The 17327-nt window shown below is 56.2% G+C and carries 19 protein-coding genes; 8 read left to right on the forward strand and 11 right to left on the reverse strand.

Annotated elements, in window-relative coordinates; genetic code table 11:
• Positions 1-17: 17 nt before the first annotated feature.
• The 6 genes from ACW8F6_RS05205 to ACW8F6_RS05230 all read right to left on the reverse strand — a co-directional run bounded on the left by ACW8F6_RS05205 (position 18) and on the right by ACW8F6_RS05230 (position 5782).
• Positions 18-2237 (reverse strand): ubiquinol-cytochrome c reductase, encoded by a 2220-nt coding sequence (locus ACW8F6_RS05205; protein WP_491574790.1) that lies wholly within the window; start codon positions 2235-2237, stop codon positions 18-20.
• A gap of 3 nt (positions 2238-2240) precedes the next feature.
• Positions 2241-2834, reverse strand: a complete 594-nt coding sequence (gene petA / locus ACW8F6_RS05210) for a ubiquinol-cytochrome c reductase iron-sulfur subunit (RefSeq protein ID WP_491574791.1) — start codon at positions 2832-2834, stop codon at positions 2241-2243.
• A gap of 230 nt (positions 2835-3064) precedes the next feature.
• Positions 3065-3457 carry a 30S ribosomal protein S9 gene (gene rpsI / locus ACW8F6_RS05215; protein ID WP_491574792.1) on the reverse strand — a complete coding sequence of 131 codons (393 nt, stop codon included), beginning with the start codon at positions 3455-3457 and terminating at the stop codon, positions 3065-3067.
• Positions 3458-3468: 11 nt separating this feature from the next.
• Entirely contained in the window at positions 3469-3897 is a 429-nt protein-coding gene (rplM, locus tag ACW8F6_RS05220; protein WP_183910629.1) for a 50S ribosomal protein L13, read from the reverse strand.
• Positions 3898-3989: 92 nt separating this feature from the next.
• Complete coding sequence (zapE, locus tag ACW8F6_RS05225; protein ID WP_491574793.1) at positions 3990-5102, reverse strand: cell division protein ZapE; 1113 nt, start codon at positions 5100-5102, stop codon at positions 3990-3992.
• Positions 5103-5122: 20 nt separating this feature from the next.
• Positions 5123-5782 carry an alpha/beta hydrolase gene (locus ACW8F6_RS05230; protein WP_491574794.1) on the reverse strand — a complete coding sequence of 220 codons (660 nt, stop codon included), beginning with the start codon at positions 5780-5782 and terminating at the stop codon, positions 5123-5125.
• Positions 5783-5953: 171 nt separating this feature from the next.
• Here ACW8F6_RS05230 and ACW8F6_RS05235 point away from each other — a divergent pair, with 171 nt between their 5' ends.
• Both ACW8F6_RS05235 and ACW8F6_RS05240 read left to right on the forward strand, forming a co-directional pair.
• Complete coding sequence (locus tag ACW8F6_RS05235) at positions 5954-6430, forward strand: Z-ring associated ZapG family protein (protein ID WP_491574795.1); 477 nt, start codon at positions 5954-5956, stop codon at positions 6428-6430.
• A gap of 142 nt (positions 6431-6572) precedes the next feature.
• Positions 6573-7694, forward strand: coding sequence for a trypsin-like peptidase domain-containing protein (locus ACW8F6_RS05240; protein ID WP_491574796.1), 1122 nt, complete (start codon positions 6573-6575; stop codon positions 7692-7694).
• A gap of 13 nt (positions 7695-7707) precedes the next feature.
• On the opposite strand, the gene hisD is transcribed toward ACW8F6_RS05240, so the two are convergent.
• The 5 genes from hisD to ACW8F6_RS05265 form a co-directional block, all read right to left on the reverse strand.
• Positions 7708-9018, reverse strand: coding sequence for a histidinol dehydrogenase (gene hisD, locus ACW8F6_RS05245; protein ID WP_491574797.1), 1311 nt, complete (start codon positions 9016-9018; stop codon positions 7708-7710).
• A gap of 13 nt (positions 9019-9031) precedes the next feature.
• Positions 9032-9661 (reverse strand): ATP phosphoribosyltransferase, encoded by a 630-nt coding sequence (hisG, locus tag ACW8F6_RS05250; protein WP_491574798.1) that lies wholly within the window; start codon positions 9659-9661, stop codon positions 9032-9034.
• Complete coding sequence (gene murA / locus ACW8F6_RS05255; protein WP_491574799.1) at positions 9661-10923, reverse strand: UDP-N-acetylglucosamine 1-carboxyvinyltransferase; 1263 nt, start codon at positions 10921-10923, stop codon at positions 9661-9663. Before murA ends, hisG begins: the two co-directional genes overlap by 1 nt.
• A gap of 52 nt (positions 10924-10975) precedes the next feature.
• Positions 10976-11206 (reverse strand): BolA family protein, encoded by a 231-nt coding sequence (locus ACW8F6_RS05260; RefSeq protein WP_491574800.1) that lies wholly within the window; start codon positions 11204-11206, stop codon positions 10976-10978.
• Positions 11207-11334: 128 nt separating this feature from the next.
• Positions 11335-11958 (reverse strand): MlaC/ttg2D family ABC transporter substrate-binding protein, encoded by a 624-nt coding sequence (locus tag ACW8F6_RS05265; protein ID WP_491574801.1) that lies wholly within the window; start codon positions 11956-11958, stop codon positions 11335-11337.
• A gap of 283 nt (positions 11959-12241) precedes the next feature.
• Between ACW8F6_RS05265 and ACW8F6_RS05270 the strand changes: the two genes are divergently transcribed.
• The 6 genes from ACW8F6_RS05270 (at position 12242) to ACW8F6_RS05295 (ending at position 17303) form a co-directional block, all read left to right on the forward strand.
• Positions 12242-13216: a KpsF/GutQ family sugar-phosphate isomerase gene (locus ACW8F6_RS05270; RefSeq protein ID WP_491574802.1), complete on the forward strand. Its 975-nt coding sequence runs from the start codon at positions 12242-12244 to the stop codon at positions 13214-13216.
• Between the two features lie 34 nt (positions 13217-13250).
• Positions 13251-13781, forward strand: a complete 531-nt coding sequence (locus ACW8F6_RS05275) for a KdsC family phosphatase (RefSeq protein ID WP_491574803.1) — start codon at positions 13251-13253, stop codon at positions 13779-13781.
• A 33-nt stretch (positions 13782-13814) separates the two neighbouring features.
• Positions 13815-14399 carry an LPS export ABC transporter periplasmic protein LptC gene (gene lptC / locus ACW8F6_RS05280; protein WP_491574804.1) on the forward strand — a complete coding sequence of 195 codons (585 nt, stop codon included), beginning with the start codon at positions 13815-13817 and terminating at the stop codon, positions 14397-14399.
• Positions 14386-14910 carry a lipopolysaccharide transport periplasmic protein LptA gene (lptA, locus tag ACW8F6_RS05285; RefSeq protein WP_491574805.1) on the forward strand — a complete coding sequence of 175 codons (525 nt, stop codon included), beginning with the start codon at positions 14386-14388 and terminating at the stop codon, positions 14908-14910. Before lptC ends, lptA begins: the two co-directional genes overlap by 14 nt.
• Positions 14907-15632 (forward strand): LPS export ABC transporter ATP-binding protein, encoded by a 726-nt coding sequence (gene lptB / locus ACW8F6_RS05290; RefSeq protein WP_491574806.1) that lies wholly within the window; start codon positions 14907-14909, stop codon positions 15630-15632. The genes lptA and lptB overlap by 4 nt, the downstream gene beginning before the upstream one ends.
• 132 nt (positions 15633-15764) lie before the next feature.
• A complete protein-coding gene (locus tag ACW8F6_RS05295) occupies positions 15765-17303 on the forward strand; it encodes an RNA polymerase factor sigma-54 (protein ID WP_491574807.1) in 1539 nt (512 codons plus the stop codon).
• Positions 17304-17327 lie beyond the last annotated feature (24 nt).

Below are 17327 nucleotides of genomic sequence, written 5' to 3' on the forward strand. Positions count from 1 at the left end.
CCGAGCAAGCATTGGTATCAGTGTATGTCTTTCCAATACTCGCGGTTGAGCAAGTAAACAAAGACAAACAGCACCAATAAAAACAGCAACACGTAGATACCTATGCGCTCGCGATCGAGAGCATAAGGTTCGGCAACGTATTCCAAGAAGTTCACGAGATCGTAAATGGCCTGATCAAACTCCTCGGCATTCATAGTGCCCTTGTGCTCACCCACTTTCAGGCTGCCACAGGGGTCGTCGGCGATAACCGCACCGCTTACTGGATCGCGCACCGGCCGACCGTGCTCAAATCGCGGGCCAGGGGCACACTCTGCCAGACCCTGCAGTTCGATCATGGCGTGGGGCATCGCGACACTTTCGAATACGCGGTTGTTCACGCCCGTGGGGCGGGTGTCATCTTTATAAAAATTGCGCAGATAAGTATAGAGCCACTCGGGATTGCGCGCGCGCGCCACCAGCGTCAAATCTGGCGGCGCGGCACCAAACCAGGCCTTGGATTTGGCCGGGTCCATGGATATGGTCATCAGTTCGCCGATGCGGCGATCGCCAAACACCAGATTTTCCTGCATCACGTCATGGGGAATACCTAAATCGTCCGCCACACGCTCAAAACGCGAAAAACTGGCAGCGTGGCAACCCATGCAATAGTTGGTAAACAACTGGGCACCGCGCTGCAAAGACTCTTTATTCTCCAGATCCGGCACCATTACATCGCACTCGATGCTGCCACAGGCGTACTGCCCTTCGGCACCTACAGCTTTGATGGGCACGATAGTCAGTGCTAAGAACAGGAAGAAACCGCCCCACACTAAACCTGGACTCAAGCCTTTAGCCTGGGTGCGCGCTGGCTCAGGCAACACCTTGTCTTTACTCGTCAACCAGGGGGACAAGAGTACAAACCCACCCAGCGCAATGCCGAACAATACGATAAACACCGGCACTTTCGCCGCTGCGGCGATAGACATGTATATCATCATGCCGCCCAGCACCGCCGCGATGAGCCAGTTCAAGAAAGTGCTTGAAGGCTTGATCGGGTTGGTGAACATAGGCATCTGGATAAAATAGGCAAAGTAGTAAACCGTTGCCAACTGCGCCAACAGCGTACGACCATCGGTGGGAGACTTAACACCCAAGTAACCCAAGACCACGAACATAGCGGCAAAAATCATCAGCGACACACGCGGCATAAAGCCTTTGTAGCGCATGGACTTCACTGGACTCTTATCCAGCCACGGCAACACGAACAGGATCGCAATGGCGCCACCCATGGCCACCAGGCCAAGGAACTTGGAGCTCAGCGGGCCAATATCAATGGTGACTGCGCGCAATACCGCATAGAAAGGCGTGAAGTACCACACTGGCGCAATATGCGGCGGGGTCTTCAGGTTGTTGGCCTCTTCAAAGTTGGCGTACTCCAGGAAGAAGCCACCCATTTCTGGCATGAAGAAGATTACAAAGCAGAAGGCGAACAAGAATACTGTGACACCCACCAGATCGTGCACGGTATAGAAAGGATGGAAAGGTACGCCGTCGAGCGGTACACCGTTTTCATCTTTGGTCTTTTTAATTTCAACGCCATCGGGGTTGTTGGAACCCACTTCGTGCAGCGCCAGAATATGTAGCACCACCAGCGCCAACAACACGATGGGCAGTGCCACCACGTGCAAGGCAAAGAAGCGGTTCAGCGTAATGCCGGAAATCAGGTAGTCACCGCGAATCCACTGCACCAGGTCATCGCCCACCACAGGGATGGCACCAAACAGCGATACGATTACCTGCGCACCCCAGTAGGACATCTGCCCCCAGGGCAGCACGTAACCCATGAAGGCCTCGGCCATCAGCGCCACGTAGATCGTCATACCAAAGATCCACACCAGCTCGCGGGGCGCTTTATAAGAGCCATACATCAAGCCGCGGAACATATGCAGGTAAACCACAAGGAAAAATGCCGAGGCACCGGTGGAGTGCATGTAGCGAATAATCCAGCCAAAATCCACGTCGCGCATGATGTACTCAACGGACGCGAAGGCACCTTCAGCGGTGGGGGTATAGCTCATGGTGAGCCAGATACCGGTCAATAACTGGTTAACCAGGACTAAAATGGACAAGACGCCAAAGAAGTACCAGAAGTTAAAGTTTTTGGGCGCATAATACTTCGCCATGTGGGTGTCCCACGCGCGCTGTACAGGTAAGCGCTCGTCAACCCAACCCCATAGACCTGTGAGCCAATTCATCATTGTTTACGCCTCCTGATCTACGCCGATCAGCACAACTGATTCGGTTTCAAAGGTATAGGGTGGAACTTCTAAGTTAATCGGTGCAGGCACGCCTTTAAATACGCGACCGGCCAAATCGAACTTAGAGCCATGGCAAGGACAGAAGAAACCACCCAGCCACTCGTCACCCCCCAAATCCGCGGCACCCACATCCGGGCGGTACATTGGCGCACAGCCCAGGTGTGTACACAGGCCTAGCAAAACTAAGAATTCGGGTTTAATAGAGCGAAATTCATTCTTCGCATAGGCGGGCTGTTGTTCTTCTACGGACTCCGGATCGCGCAAGCGCTCCGCCATACCCGGCAATGCATTCAATGATTCTTCGGTTCGACGGACGATGTAAACCGGCTTACCACGCCACTCGACAACGATCATCTGACCAGGTTCAAGCTTTGATACGTTTGCCCGAACCGGGGCACCAGCGGCTTTAGCCTTGGCGCTCGGATTCCAGGACCCAACAAAAGGTACCGCTACACCGACGGCGCCCACAGCGCCAACAACAGAGGTGGCTGCAGTCAAAAAACGACGACGCCCCTCGTTTACACCGTCATTGCTCATGACGTTTCTCTCCCATCACAGCTACAAGAGCCAGTAAATGACTGAAATAAAAAAAGAAATAGCTTAATTTATGCACCCCAAAAAGTCGCACAATCTTAAAGAAAATGACCACAACTGACAAGGATAACCACGGATCACGCCTCGTTTAGGGGCAAATGGGTAGGTTAGAAACAAAAAAGGCGCGCCCGGAGGGCACGCCTTTCGTTTCCACCTGCCAGGCAGGCTGCGAATTAACGCTTGGAGAACTGTGGTTTCTTACGCGCTTTGCGCAAGCCCACTTTCTTACGCTCAACTTCACGTGAGTCACGGGTAACATAACCCGCTTCGCGCAGTGAAGGACGCAACGCTTCGTCGTAAGCCATCAGCGCACGGGTCAAACCGTGACGGATTGCACCGGCCTGACCGAAGCTACCACCGCCTTTAACGGTAACAGTCACGTCAAACTTTTCTGCGTTGTCAGTCAGCTCGAGCGGCTGACGAACGATCATACGGGCTACTTCGCGACCGAAATAGGCCTCAATGGAGCGCTCGTTGATAGTGATGTTGCCACTGCCCGGCTTGATAAATACACGCGCAGTTGAGGTCTTGCGGCGACCCGTACCGTAGTATTGAGTATCTGCCATTTTCAGCTTCCTTAGATATTCAGTTCTTTAGGTTGCTGTGCAGTGTGCGGGTGAGCACTACCAGCGTACACTTTCAGCTTGCGGAACATGGCGCGTCCAAGAGGGCCTTTGGGCAGCATGCCCTTAACAGCACTCTGGATAATGCGCTCGGGGGCATGATCACGCAGCTTTTCAAAGCTCATGGTCTTCAGGCCGCCAGGAAACTCGGTGTGACGGTGGTACAACTTGTCCGTCTCTTTGTTTCCAGTAACACGCACTTTCTCTGCGTTGACTACAACAATGTAGTCGCCAGTGTCCACATGCGGGGTGTACTCAGGCTTGTGCTTGCCACGCAGACGACTAGCGATCTCTGTAGCCATACGGCCGAGAGTCTTGCCATCAGCATCGACAATGAACCAGTCACGCTGGACTGTTTCGGGTTTAGCACTGTAAGTCTTCATGTTATATCGCCTTTAACGAGGGTCTTCCCACAAAAAGAGCGCGCATACTACAGACTCGGCATAGCCTTTTCAAGCGCTTTTTCACCCTGACATCAGGGTTTGTGGGGCTTGGCCAGGTAGTCTTTGCTTTGCATCTCCAGCAGGCGGCTGCTGGTGCGCTCGAACTCGAAGTTTAGCCGGCCGCCGCTATAGAGCTCGGTCAAGGGCACTTCGGCGGAGATGACCAGCTTGACATTCCGGTCATAAAACTCATCTACCATATTAATGAAGCGCCGAGCCTGATCATCCTTCTGACCACCGAGTACAGGCACATCGGTGACCAGCACCGCATGGTAAATCTTGGCCAACTCAATATAGTCGTTCTGCGAACGTGGGCCATCGCACAACACCTTGAAATCAAACCAGACGACGTCTTCGCCCTCAAACCGGGCCCGCAGTATGCGCCCCTCCACTTCCAGGTCCACATCCTGTTCGATTTCTTCGTGATCGGGCACCAGGGCCTCAAAGCTTTGCTTCATGGCCACCTCGGCCTCCGGCCCCAGCGGCGAATGATAGAGTTCAGCCTGCTCCAGGGCGCGCAGCCGATAGTCCACCCCGCCATCCACATTGACCACCTGCGTGTGCTCGTTGAGCATGGCGATGGCCGGCAAAAAGCGGGCGCGCTGCAGGCCGTCTTTATAGAGGCCATCGGGCACAATATTGGAGGTAGCCACCAGGGTTACCCCACGGTTAAACAGCGCTTGCAGCAAGGTGCCCAGAATCATGGCATCGGTAATGTCGCTGACAAAAAACTCATCGAAGCAGATTACTCGGGTTTCGCTAGCCAGCCGGTCTGCCACTTTTTCTAGGGGGTTTTTCTCACCGCCCAAGCCTTTTAGCTCTTGGTGAACCCGCTTCATAAAACGATGAAAATGCACCCGCATTTTTTGCTCGAAGGGCAGCGAGTCGTAGAACACATCCATTAAATAGGTCTTTCCGCGCCCGACCCCACCCCAAAAGTACAACCCCTTCTCCGGGGTTATCGGGCGCTGAGCGCCAATGAGTCGTGTCCACCAGCCGGGCCTAGCGGGCCGAGGCGCAGCCAGCAATCGCTCGTAGAGATCTTGCAGCAACTCAATCGCCCGCTGTTGCGCGGCATCAACTTTAAAGCCGCCGGCGATATCCTGCTGATAACGCGCCAAAGGAGTGAGATCAGAAACGTTCATACAAACTCATACTATCCAAATTACACCGTTAGTTGGGCGGGCAACACGTGCTGCAGCCACTGCTTAAGTGCGTGGAGCTGGCCGTGAAAAAAGTGCCCCGCCTCGGGCAAACTCGTAAATACGCAAGGACTGCCAAGCTCCGCCGCCCAGCGTTCAACACCGGCCACGTCAACCAACTCATCCGCCGCCCCAATGAGCACGGCAACCGGACACGAAAACCGGCCTCCCTGGTCGTAAGCGTAGCGCTCGACGGGCAGCGCAATCAGTGTCAAGTGCGCCGGCGCCAGGCGCCAGCTAGCGGTTGCCGCCATCGCCGAACCAAAGGAAAAGCCCGCTAACAACAACTGCACCTGCGGCAATTGCGCAAGCACCCATTGCGCAACTGCCACCAAATCGTCGCTTTCGCCGCGCCCTTGATCATAACAACCATCGCTTGCACCTACGCCGCGAAAATTAAATCGAACCGTAGCTACACCCAACTGCTGGTAAGCCCGGGCCAAGGTGGCGACAACTTTGTTGGTCATGGTGCCGCCGTGTTCTGGGTGCGGATGGCCAATCACGACCGCGGCCTGGCGCGACGCCAAATCACCCGTGGGGTCGCCGGCTTGTACGCGCGCCTCAAGTTGACCAGCCGGGCCGGCAATTAACACCGACCGCTCTTGCACATCGAAAACCTGCACCCTTACACTCCTTCAATCATTTGCGCATAAGATAGTGATCCATTCACCGGTATAACAGCATATAATAGATACTAGAGCTGCCGCCCAGCGGCTCGGGGCGCGCATTATGGCACGGAGCAAGGCGCGCTTTAAGCCACACGTTGTGAATTTGGCACCCTGAAGGAGAGCCCTGTGTTTTCGCTAAGTACTTTGATCCTGACCGTTTTAACCTGCCTATTACTAGGCGGTGTGATTGGCGCCTTTTTAATGTTTGCTTTGCGCCCGCAAGAAAAAATCAACCGCGAACTGGAATCGCAACTGCTGGAAGCCGAGACGCAGCTGCGCGAATATCAGCAAGAAGTCACACAACATTTTGTCGACACCTCGCAACTTATCAACAATCTGACGCGCTCTTACCGCGACGTGCACGAACACTTGGCCGCATCGGCTCTCAAGTTGGGCAATGCAGACCTCAGCCGCCAAATCACTCAGGCCGGCGATGGCAAGTTGCTGGAAAAGTCGCCCGATCAAGACCCAGAGAGCATTCGCCCGCCCACCGACTGGGCACCGAAAGTCCCCGGCAAACACGGCACTTTGAGCGAATCCTACGGGCTGGACGACGAGCCTGCCGAAGAAGACGACACGCTGATACTGCAACGCCAAGCCTAACCGTCGCCTCCGGCACACTGCGGCCGGGGGCAAATTCCACCCAATGCACGCCAATTGTGCGGCCCATGCCTTATAATTGTCACTTTTGCGCAGCGACCGCACGGTCAGCGCGCTGACACAACGACAAATTCGGGCGGTATGGGTGAAAAAAATACTCGATTATTTAGCGTGGCCAGTGGCCTGCGGCCTGCTGATAGCGCTGGCAGTGCTATTGGCGACACCACAACTGCGCCCACTTTTGCAGTGGCCTGCAAGCACTGACGCGCCCACCCAAGTCGCCCGCCACTCCTACGCTGAAGCCGTCAGCCGAGCAGCGCCGTCAGTGGTCAACATATTCACCCAGCGCAAAGTACAAAATCAGCGCCACCCCTTGATAGATGACCCGCTGTTCCGGCACTTTTTTAACAACGCCAACATTCCCCAACAGGAGCGACTGCAGAGCTCGTTGGGCTCGGGCGTCATCATGAATCCCGAGGGGTATGTACTTACAAACCATCACGTCATTAACGGCGCCGATCAGATTGTCGTACTGCTCAACGACGGGCGCGAGGCACAAGCGCGCCTAATTGGCACCGACCCAGACACCGATCTGGCGGTACTGAAAATCAATCTGGACAACTTGCATGCCATACCCATCGGCGACCCAACAAAAGCCCGCGTGGGCGATGTGGTGCTCGCCATCGGCAATCCCTTTGGTGTGGGCCAGACTGTCACCCAGGGCATAATCAGTGCCGTGGGGCGCTATGGTCTGGGCATCAACACCTTTGAGAACTACCTGCAAACCGATGCCGCCATCAACCCCGGTAACTCGGGGGGCGCACTGGTTGACGCAGACGGTAATTTAATCGGAATCAATACCGCTATTTTGGACAAAACCGGGTTTTCGGTGGGCATCAGCTTTGCCGTGCCCATCGACATGGCCCTGCGCACCCTCAAAGACATTGCCGAACACGGCCATGTAATACGCGGCTGGATTGGCGTCGAAGCACAGCGCATTAGCCCGCAGCTGGCGCGCAATCTGGGAGTAGCCGCAGATATTGGCGTGATAGTTACCGGTGTTTACAAAGACAGCCCGGCGCATTTGGCGGGCATCAAAGCGGGCGACATTATCACCCACCTCAACGGCATAGCGCTCGGCGATGGTAGAAAAGGCGTGCAATTTATCGAGCAAAGCCGCCCCGGCGACAGCATTTCGCTGCGCATTCAGCGTGGGCTGCAGTCGGCCGAGGTGCAGCTGACCATGACCGCCCAACCCACCGCCTAACCGACCGCGGTCGCTATTCGCCTTTTAGAATTCGGTATTCCGCAGAGCGCGCATGCGCCTCCAGAGACTCGCCGCGCGCCAGCACGCTAGCACACTTACCCAATTCGCTAGCGCCCGCGGCCGAACACATAATTAGCGACGTTCGCTTCTGAAAGTCGTAGACGCCCAGGGGCGAGGAAAAGCGCGCAGTGCCCGATGTAGGTAGCACATGGTTGGGGCCCGCACAGTAATCACCCAGCGCCTCAGCTGTGTAGCGCCCCATAAAAATCGCACCTGCGTGGCGGATCTCTGGCAGCAGTGCCTGCGGATCTGCCACTGACAACTCAAGGTGCTCCGGGGCAATGCGATTCGTCAGCGCCACAGCTTCCGCCATGGACGCGACGTGAATCAAAGCGCCCCGCGCCGCCAGTGATTGCCGAGCAATATCCGCGCGACTGAGCGTGGGCAATAGACGCGCCATGGCAGTCTTCACCGCAACTAGAAACTCGGCATCCGGGCTGATGAGAATGGCCTGCGCCTGCTCGTCGTGCTCAGCCTGACTAAACAAATCCATCGCCACCCAATCGGGATCGGTTTGACCGTCGCACACCACCAGAATTTCGGAAGGGCCGGCGATCATATCGATGGCAACGGTGCCGAATACCGCGCGCTTGGCGGTGGCCACATAAATATTGCCCGGCCCAACAATTTTATCCACCTTCGGCACGGTATCTGTGCCATAGGCCAAGGCCGCGATAGCCTGGGCACCGCCCACGGTGAACACCCGATCCACCCCCGCTATATGGGCTGCCGCCAATACCATTGGGTTGAGTACACCCTTGGGCGCCGGCACCACCATAATCACTTCGTCAACACCCGCCACCTTGGCGGGAATCGCGTTCATCAATACCGATGAGGGATAGGACGCCTTGCCGCCAGGTACGTAAATACCCACGCGCTCCATGGCTGTGATCTGCTGCCCCAGCAGGGTGCCATCGGCCTCTTGGTACTGCCAAGACGCTTGCAGCTGGCGCTGGTGATAGTCGCGCACCCGCTGTGCTGCAAGCTCCAAAGCACTGCGCTGATCTTCGGGCAGGGCGTCGTGGGCCGCCGCCAAATCTGCTTTGGCGACTTCCAGCGCCGCGGCATTCGCCACTGTCAACTGGTCAAACTGCGCAGTGTACTCAAGCAGGGCGGCATCGCCCCGAATGCGCACTGCCTGCAGTATCTCGCCGACAACTCTGCCAACGCCGGCATCGCTAATGGACTCAAAGGCCAACAAACGGGCGAGCTGAGCGTCAAACTGGGGGTCGCGGGTAGTTAACTCGGTAATCATGGAAGACATCGTTGGACCAAGGTTATACCGCCACGGCGGCGGCAATGTCGTCGATAATGCGCTGTATCAGCGCGTGCTTCATCTTCATGGACGCCTTATTGACGATCAGCCGCGAGCTGATATCGGCAATATGGTCCCGCGCCTCCAACCCATTGGCCTTGAGCGTATTGCCGGTATCGACGATATCGACGATTTCATCCGCCAAATCCATCAGGGGCGCCAGCTCCATGCCGCCGTATAACTTGATAATATCGGCCTGCCGACCCTGGGCGGCATAGTAGCGCTTTGCCACATTCACGTATTTGGTGGCCACCCGCAGGCGGCCACTGGGAGCCTGAGCCCCTTTAATCGCCGCCGTCATTAAACGACACCGGGCGATATTTAAATCCAAGGGCTCGTAGAGCCCCTCGGCGCCGTTTTCCAGTAGAGTATCCTTGCCGGAAACGCCGATATCAGCCGCGCCAAACTGCACGTAGGTAGGCACATCGGAACCCCGCAGTACCACCAGGTGCACATCTTTGTGATTGGTTCCAAAAATCAGCTTGCGCGATTTGCTGATATCCTCTTCCGGCTCAATACCGGCAGCGGCTAGCAGCGGCAGTGTTTCCTCGAGAATGCGGCCCTTGGTCAGGGCAATGGTCAGCTTGGTCATCAGCCTGGCACCCTCCGGATATTCGCACCCAACAACTGCAGTTTTTCTTCAATACACTCGTAACCGCGATCGATGTGGTAAATACGGTCCACCAGGGTATCGCCCTCGGCCACCAGACCCGCAATGACCAGGCTTGCAGAAGCTCGCAAATCCGATGCCATCACCGGCGCGGCCTTTAGCTTTTGCACGCCGGTAATCAGGGCGGTATTGCCCTCCAAAGAAATATTGGCACCCATGCGATTGAGTTCGTGCACTTGGATCAGCCGATTTTCGAAAATGGTCTCGGTGACCGCGCCCACGCCCTCGGCGATGGCATTCATGGCCGTAAACTGGGCTTGCATCTCGGTGGGAAAAGCCGGGTAAGGTGCGGTTTTCAGGTTGACAGATTTTGGCCTGCGCCCTTTCATATCGAGCTCGATCCAATCCTCGCCACAGGTAATTTCTGCACCGGCCTCTTCAAGCTTCAAAATGACCGACTCGAGAATATCCGCCCGGGTATCCTTCAGTTTTACTCGGCCACCTGTCGCCGCCGCCGCCACTAGGTAGGTACCCGTTTCAATACGGTCTGGCATGACTTTATAGGTGCAGCCGGCGAGTTCTTCGACGCCGTCAATGGTTAAGGTCGCTGTGCCGATGCCGCTGATTTTCGCCCCCATGGCCACTAAGCATTGGCACAGATCCACCACTTCGGGTTCGCGCGCGGCATTCTCAAGAACCGTCCTGCCCTCGGCCAGCGCCGCTGCCATCACCAAGTTTTCCGTGCCGCCCACGGTGACCATGTCCATGAAGAAGTGCGCACCTTTCAAGCGGCCATCGCAGCGGGCGCGAATGTAGCCCTGGTCGACCTCTACGGTGGCGCCCATGGCCTCGAGACCGCGCAAGTGAATATCCACGGGTCGGCTGCCAATGGCGCAGCCTCCAGGAAAGGACACATTGGCCTCACCAAAGCGCGCCAACATTGGCCCGAGCACCAATATCGAGGCGCGCATGGTTTTCACCAGCTCATAGGGCGCGGTAAATTCGCGCATGGGCTCAGTGTTGGTTTCGACGCACATCTTTTCGTCGATGGTGATTTCCACCCCCATGCAACGCAGCAGCGCCAACATAGTGGTGATGTCATTCAAGTGTGGCAAATTGCAAATATGCATTGGCCCCTTGGCTAACAATGTGGCCGCCAAAATGGGCAGGCCGGAGTTTTTAGCCCCTGAAATGCGGATTTCTCCGTCGAGGCGGGCGCCACCTTGGATGAGCAATTTATCCATATCGATCTCTTAACTTGTAACAGGAGTACCGGCCAAACCGGTCGTGCAGTTGCTAGCCAGCCTCGGCGGGCGTCAAGGTTTTCATGTTCACTGCGTGGAGTACACCACTGGCAATCTGGTCAGCCAGCGCTTTGTACACCAGCTGCTGTTTCTGCACGGCGCGCATACCTTCAAATACCGGGCTCACTACCACCAAATTGACGTGACTGCCGTCTATCTGCACTTCAACTTGACTGTCGGCGATACTGGACTCCAACAGCGCTTTAATTTCCTGTGCCTGCATGATCAACTCTCTATATACGTCTGTGGCCTGTACACGCCAACGGCGCCCAGCCGGAAAACAAAACACCCCCATTTCAGGGGGTGCTAAGTCTACTGGTTTATGGCGTTTTTTGCACGGACAGCAGGGCCTCAGGGCTTGGCTTCGGGCGCCTGCGCCCAGTACTCGATCACTTTGTCTAGATCGCCCTGGTGCTGCTTGTAGGATTGGGCAAACTGGCTTCGAAAGGTTTTGCCCAAATTGATGCCATTCAGCACTACGTTGATCAGCTTCCAGCTGCCCGTAGTACGATTTTTGGCCATGGTGTAGTCAATCACCTGTACACCGGACGCTGTCGTCACCTCCTGACGCACCGCCACGCGATTCTGGCCAGCCGCCTCGGGCGCCAAGGGCGGAATATTCATCTGCGCCTGCACATAGCCACTCATACCCTTTGCATAGGTAGACACCAAGCTATTGCGGAACACCTCCTCAAAGCGGGCAACCTGATCCTTGCTGGCTTTTTTAGCAGCATCGCCCATCACCACTCGGGCAATGAAGCCAAAATCCACCACCGGTTCGAGGATGGCGCGCATCTCGCTCAGCAGCAATTGCGCCTCAGGGTCCTGCTCGGCATTGTGCTTATTCACTGCCGTTTTCAAATCGTCCACGACTTTGACCACAACCTCGCGCGGCCCCACTTCGGCGGCCGCAAATACACTGACAGAAAACCCCAATACGGCGCCTAACACAACGCCTAGCACGCGAGAAACCATACCCAACACCTCTCCTTTAAAAATCGTTACGCGCACACCTGGCAGCCCCGTAGGCCACCGGCAGCGCGGCGCGGCAATTCTACCCCAACTCGCCCCATTGCGATGGATGCTTTTAAGACAATTTACGAATTTCCATAAGCCTTCGGCCCCGGCAGCCATACCTTGGTACAAGGTCACGCGAACAATAGGCAAGCGCCAAACGTGACCGGCTGCTGACATTCGATAGTGGGCACTATACCATTACGCCCCTTAACCCAACCTTAACCCGCTGTGAGTAGAGTTCATGAGCCAACATCAAGCCTTCATTGAAGCTGGCAAGCGCACCGTAAAAATAGAGTTGGACGCCATCGCCGCATTACAAACACGGATTGACGCGGACTTTGCCCGGGCCTGCGCCTTAATTATGGCTTGCCAGGGGCGCACTATCGTCACAGGTATGGGAAAGTCTGGCCACATTGGGGGTAAAATTGCCGCCACACTGGCCAGCACCGGAACGCCGTCGTTCTTTGTACACCCGGGCGAGGCCAGCCACGGCGATTTGGGCATGGTCACTCGCCAGGATGTCGTCATCGCTATCTCTAATTCCGGTAGCTCTGCGGAAGTACTGACGCTGATTCCGCTGTTCAAACGTATGCAGATCCCGATCATCAGCATGACCGGCAACCCCAAATCACCCCTGGCCCAGGCGGCCGATGTCAATTTGGACATCAGCATCCAGGCCGAAGCCTGCCCGCTAGACCTGGCACCCACCTCCTCGACCACTGTCACCTTGGTAATGGGCGACGCCCTTGCTGTGGCACTGCTGGAGGCTCGGGGCTTTACCAAAGAAGACTTTGCCTTTTCTCACCCCGGTGGCGCACTGGGCCGCCGCCTGCTCATCCGCGCCAGCGATCTGATGCATTCGGGCGGGGAGCTGCCAAAGGTTGCACCCGGCACCTTGCTCTCGGCAGCGCTGGTGGAAATGACGCGCAAGGGGTTCGGGATGACTACTGTCGTCGACACTGAAGACCAACTCATTGGGGTGTTTACCGATGGCGATTTGCGGCGCTGCGTCGACCAGGGAAAGGACCTTGCGACCGCTACCATGGCTGAGGTTATGACCCGCAACCCCCTTACCGTGAAGACCCAATTGCTCGCGGCCGAAGCCCTCACACTCATGGAAACACGCAAGGTAACCGCCCTGGTGGTGGAGGACGACAAGAACCACCCGGTTGGCCTACTGCACATGCACGATATTCTGCGTGCAGGCATTGTATAACCCACTCATCATTATTGGCGGAACTCCTCAGGCAATGACCCAAACACTGGCAACGGCAAAGCAAATTAAATTGTTACTACTGGATGTCGACGGTGTACTCACCGATGGCAAGCTCTACTTCGACAACCAAGGTAACGAAATGAAGGCCTTTAATACGCAAGATGGGCACGGCATTAAATTACTGCAAAAAACTGGCGTCCAGGTGGGCATAATCACCGGGCGCAAAAGCGACCTGGTGGCTCGCCGCGCCGGCGACCTGGGTATTCAGATTCTTGTGCAAGGGCGCGAAGATAAGTTCGAGGCACTGCAGGAAATTTTGACCAAACACCCCGTGGAACTGGAACAGATTGCTTTCATGGGCGACGACCACCCAGACCTCACCTGCATGGTGAAGGTGGGGCTGGCTATGACCACGGCAAATGCCCACCCCGATGTGATTGCGCAAGCTCACTGGCAGAGTGGCCGCAATGGTGGCGACGGCGCTGTGCGCGAAGCCTGCGATTACTTGATGCGCGCCCAGGGGACTCATCAGGCTATGCTCGACTTTTACCTAGGCCGCGCCTAAGTGCTGCCTCTGACGAGAACGCGGAACTAGCCTATGGCGCTCGTAAAAAAACTGCTGCCGCTGGTGGTCGCCCTAATTGTGTTTGTCTATTTGTTTTTGGTCGACAATCCATCCAGCCGGCTCTTTGAAAAGCCCAGCGAAAAAACCATGCAACAGGCCCCGGCCTTTTTCATGACCCATTTCGTGAGTAGCCACTACGACGAAACCGGCAAACTCAGCCAGTTGCTGCGGGGCGATCGCGCGGATCACTACCAGCCCAAGGGCAAGGCAAGTCCCGACGACTACACCTTAGTGAGCGCCTTTAACGCCGAGATCTACCAGGAAGACGGCGCCCCCTGGTACATCACCGCGCAAGAGGGCCGCGCCACCCATAAGGGTGAACGCATCGAGTTAAGCGGCAACGTCCACATGCACCAAACGCACCCCAGCAAAGGGGTCACGGAACTCTTCACCGACAAATTGATCTACTTTACACAGCGCCAATTTGCAGAAACCCAAGCCCCGGTAAAGATCATTACCCCCAGCGGCGTAACCACCGCAGTGGGCCTAACCGCAGACATCAAGGCCGAGCTGTTTACCCTGAAAAAGAACGTGAAAGGCATCTATGAACCCGATTAAGACATTCGCACTGCTCATCGCGGCCCATTGCATTTCGGCCACCGGTGCACTCGCCCTGCCCACCGATCGCGACCAGCCCATTCACGTGGACGCCGACAGCGCAGACCTGAATCAAAAGGCCGGTATTCTCACCTACACAGGTAACGTCGTCATCGATCAGGGCAGCATCCATATCGAAGCCGACAAAGCTGTGATCTACAGTAAAAACAATCAGGTGTATAAGGTATTGGCCACCGGCGTTCCGGCCCACTTCCAACAGCGGCCAGAAGCCAACAAAGAGCTGGTAAAAGCGCGCGGCAACTCGCTGGAATACGATGTGGGTAACGAGCGACTAACAATCACTGACAATGCCCGCGTTGAACAAAACGGCTCGGTAATTACCGGCGGCCTTATCAATTACGACATTCACCTCGCCATCGTTGAAGCGGGTAGCCGCTCCGATAAAAGTGAGCGCGTCAAAGTGATCCTCCAGCCGCAGCCGAAAAAGCCCTCCCGCGAGGACGCAGAATGACTCAATTGCGCGCACTTAACCTGGCCAAAAGTTACAAAGGCCGCCGGGTCGTCATCGACGTCTCCCTTGAAGTTAATAGCGGCCAGATTGTTGGCCTATTGGGCCCTAACGGCGCGGGCAAGACCACCTGCTTTTACATGATTGCCGGGCTGGTGGAAAGCGACGCCGGACGAGTGCTCATCGACCAGCAGAACCTGACCCCTTTGCCCATCCACGGACGCGCGCGCGCAGGCATTGGCTACCTCCCCCAAGAGGCCTCAGTGTTTCGCAAGCTGACTGTAGCCAATAACATTCTGGCCATTTTGGAAACCCGCAAGGAGTTGAACCGCAAGCAGCGTCTCGCGCGCATGGAAGACCTTCTGGAGGAGTTCCACATTACCCACATTCGCGACAGCCTGGGCATGGCGCTGTCTGGCGGCGAGCGCCGGCGAGTGGAAATCGCCCGCGCACTGGCCACCGAACCCCGTTTTATCCTGCTGGACGAACCCTTTGCCGGCGTTGACCCCATCTCTGTGGGCGACATCAAGAACATTATTAAACACCTGAAAGACCGAGGCATCGGCGTCCTGATTACCGACCACAATGTGCGCGAAACCCTGAGCATTTGCGAAAAAGCTTATATCGTGAGCGAGGGCCATATCATTGCCGAGGGCGACGCCAGCACAGTGCTGGCCAACCAGCGGGTGCGCGAGGTCTACCTGGGCGACCAATTCACCCTGTAAATAATTCGGCTTCTCATAAAGGCATGGAGCTTGCTTGTCAATATTGCCTCGCTACGGGCGGATGACTACACTTAGCCTGCGCCCTAACCGTTGTCGCTGGGCTGCTACCAAGAGGATGTAAGCCATCAACCCATGAAGCCATCTCTACAGCTTAAGCTCGGTCAACAGCTGACCATGACACCCCAGTTGCAACAAGCCATTCGGCTATTGCAGCTGTCTACGCTGGATCTGCAAGCAGAAATCCAGGAGGCACTGGAGTCTAACCCCATGCTAGAGGTGGCCGAGGGCGAGGATGGCGGTGCCGATGCTACGCTTGAGGGCCAGGACGACAAACCCGATTACGACCTGCAAACCGACTTTAAAAAAGAACAAGACAGCACACCCGAACCCGCCGTAGACGCAGCACCTGAACCCAAAACCGACAACGAGATGGACGCCGACTGGAACAGCGACATTCCAGACGACCTGCCGGTGGACACCAATTGGGACGACATTTACACCTCAGGGCCCGCCAGTAGCGGCAGTGGCGGCGATGACGACCGGGATTTCGAGCGCGACGACAGTGGCGGCGAAACACTGCAAGAACACCTGCTTTGGCAACTGAATCTCACCCCCATGTCAGACCGCGACCGGGTGATCGCCATGGCCATTATCGATGCCATAGAACCGAGCGGACTGCTGGCCGCCCCGCTCACCGACATTGCCGAAGGGCTCCACCACGAGACAGAACTGCTCGATGACGACCTCGAACTAGGCGAAGTTTACGCGGTTCTGCACCGCATTCAGCAATTCGATCCAGCCGGTGTGGCCGCGCAAGATCTCGCCGAGTGCCTTTTGATTCAACTGCGGATGCTGCCGGCCACTACACCTTTCCTGGATGCTGCTAAACTGGTTGTAAAGGATCACTTGGCTCTGCTTGGCAGCCGCGATTACAAACAGATCATGCGCCGCTGCAAGCTTAAAGAGGCCGAGCTCGCCCAGGTTATCGGGCTGATTCAAACCCTAAACCCGCGCCCCGGCGAGCAAATCAGCCGGGCCGAAACTGAGTATGTTGTCCCGGATGTCTTTGTCAGTAAAAAACAGGATCGATGGCTAGTGGAGCTCAATCCCGATATTGCGCCGAAGATTCGCATCAACTCCAACTATGCCTCACTGGTTAAGCGCGCCGACACCAGCCGCGATAACAACTTCCTACGCGACAACCTCCAAGAGGCGCGCTGGTTTCTGAAAAGCCTGCAAAGCCGCAATGAAACGCTGCTCAAGGTCGCCAGCTGCATTGTGGAGAAACAAGTGGGCTTTTTCGAGCACGGCCCGGAAGCTATGAAACCCATGGTACTGCACGATATCGCCGAAGAAGTGGGCATGCACGAGTCCACCATCTCGCGGGTAACAACACAAAAATACATGCATACCCCCCAGGGTATCTTTGAGCTCAAATACTTCTTCTCCAGTCATGTCAGCACCGACTCCGGCGGCGAGTGCTCATCGACGGCTATTCGCGCCATCATCAAAAAACTGGTGGCCGCAGAGAATCCCAAGAAGCCTCTGAGCGACAGCAAGATCACCACCTTGCTGGAAGAACAAGGTATTCAAGTGGCGCGCCGCACCATTGCCAAGTACCGCGAGTCCTTGGGTATTGCCGCGTCCAATGAACGCAAACGATTGATTTAGCAAGCGAGTTTTAGGTGCCCTGTG

The organism is Simiduia sp. (genome assembly GCF_058345725.1).

Excerpts from the sequence above, each read along its gene's own strand:
- ACW8F6_RS05205 (WP_491574790.1), bottom strand. The coding sequence starts at position 2,237 with ATGATGAATTGGCTCACAGGTCTATGGGGTTGGGTTGACGAGCGCTTA.
- petA (WP_491574791.1), bottom strand. The coding sequence starts at position 2,834 with ATGAGCAATGACGGTGTAAACGAGGGGCGTCGTCGTTTTTTGACTGCA.
- rpsI (WP_491574792.1), bottom strand. The coding sequence starts at position 3,457 with ATGGCAGATACTCAATACTACGGTACGGGTCGCCGCAAGACCTCAACT.
- rplM (WP_183910629.1), bottom strand. The coding sequence starts at position 3,897 with ATGAAGACTTACAGTGCTAAACCCGAAACAGTCCAGCGTGACTGGTTC.
- zapE (WP_491574793.1), bottom strand. The coding sequence starts at position 5,102 with ATGAACGTTTCTGATCTCACTCCTTTGGCGCGTTATCAGCAGGATATC.
- hisD (WP_491574797.1), bottom strand. The coding sequence starts at position 9,018 with ATGTCTTCCATGATTACCGAGTTAACTACCCGCGACCCCCAGTTTGAC.
- hisG (WP_491574798.1), bottom strand. The coding sequence starts at position 9,661 with ATGACCAAGCTGACCATTGCCCTGACCAAGGGCCGCATTCTCGAGGAA.
- murA (WP_491574799.1), bottom strand. The coding sequence starts at position 10,923 with ATGGATAAATTGCTCATCCAAGGTGGCGCCCGCCTCGACGGAGAAATC.
- ACW8F6_RS05260 (WP_491574800.1), bottom strand. The coding sequence starts at position 11,206 with ATGCAGGCACAGGAAATTAAAGCGCTGTTGGAGTCCAGTATCGCCGAC.
- ACW8F6_RS05265 (WP_491574801.1), bottom strand. The coding sequence starts at position 11,958 with ATGGTTTCTCGCGTGCTAGGCGTTGTGTTAGGCGCCGTATTGGGGTTT.
- ACW8F6_RS05270 (WP_491574802.1), top strand. The coding sequence starts at position 12,242 with ATGAGCCAACATCAAGCCTTCATTGAAGCTGGCAAGCGCACCGTAAAA.
- ACW8F6_RS05275 (WP_491574803.1), top strand. The coding sequence starts at position 13,251 with ATGACCCAAACACTGGCAACGGCAAAGCAAATTAAATTGTTACTACTG.
- lptC (WP_491574804.1), top strand. The coding sequence starts at position 13,815 with ATGGCGCTCGTAAAAAAACTGCTGCCGCTGGTGGTCGCCCTAATTGTG.
- lptA (WP_491574805.1), top strand. The coding sequence starts at position 14,386 with ATGAACCCGATTAAGACATTCGCACTGCTCATCGCGGCCCATTGCATT.
- lptB (WP_491574806.1), top strand. The coding sequence starts at position 14,907 with ATGACTCAATTGCGCGCACTTAACCTGGCCAAAAGTTACAAAGGCCGC.
- ACW8F6_RS05295 (WP_491574807.1), top strand. The coding sequence starts at position 15,765 with ATGAAGCCATCTCTACAGCTTAAGCTCGGTCAACAGCTGACCATGACA.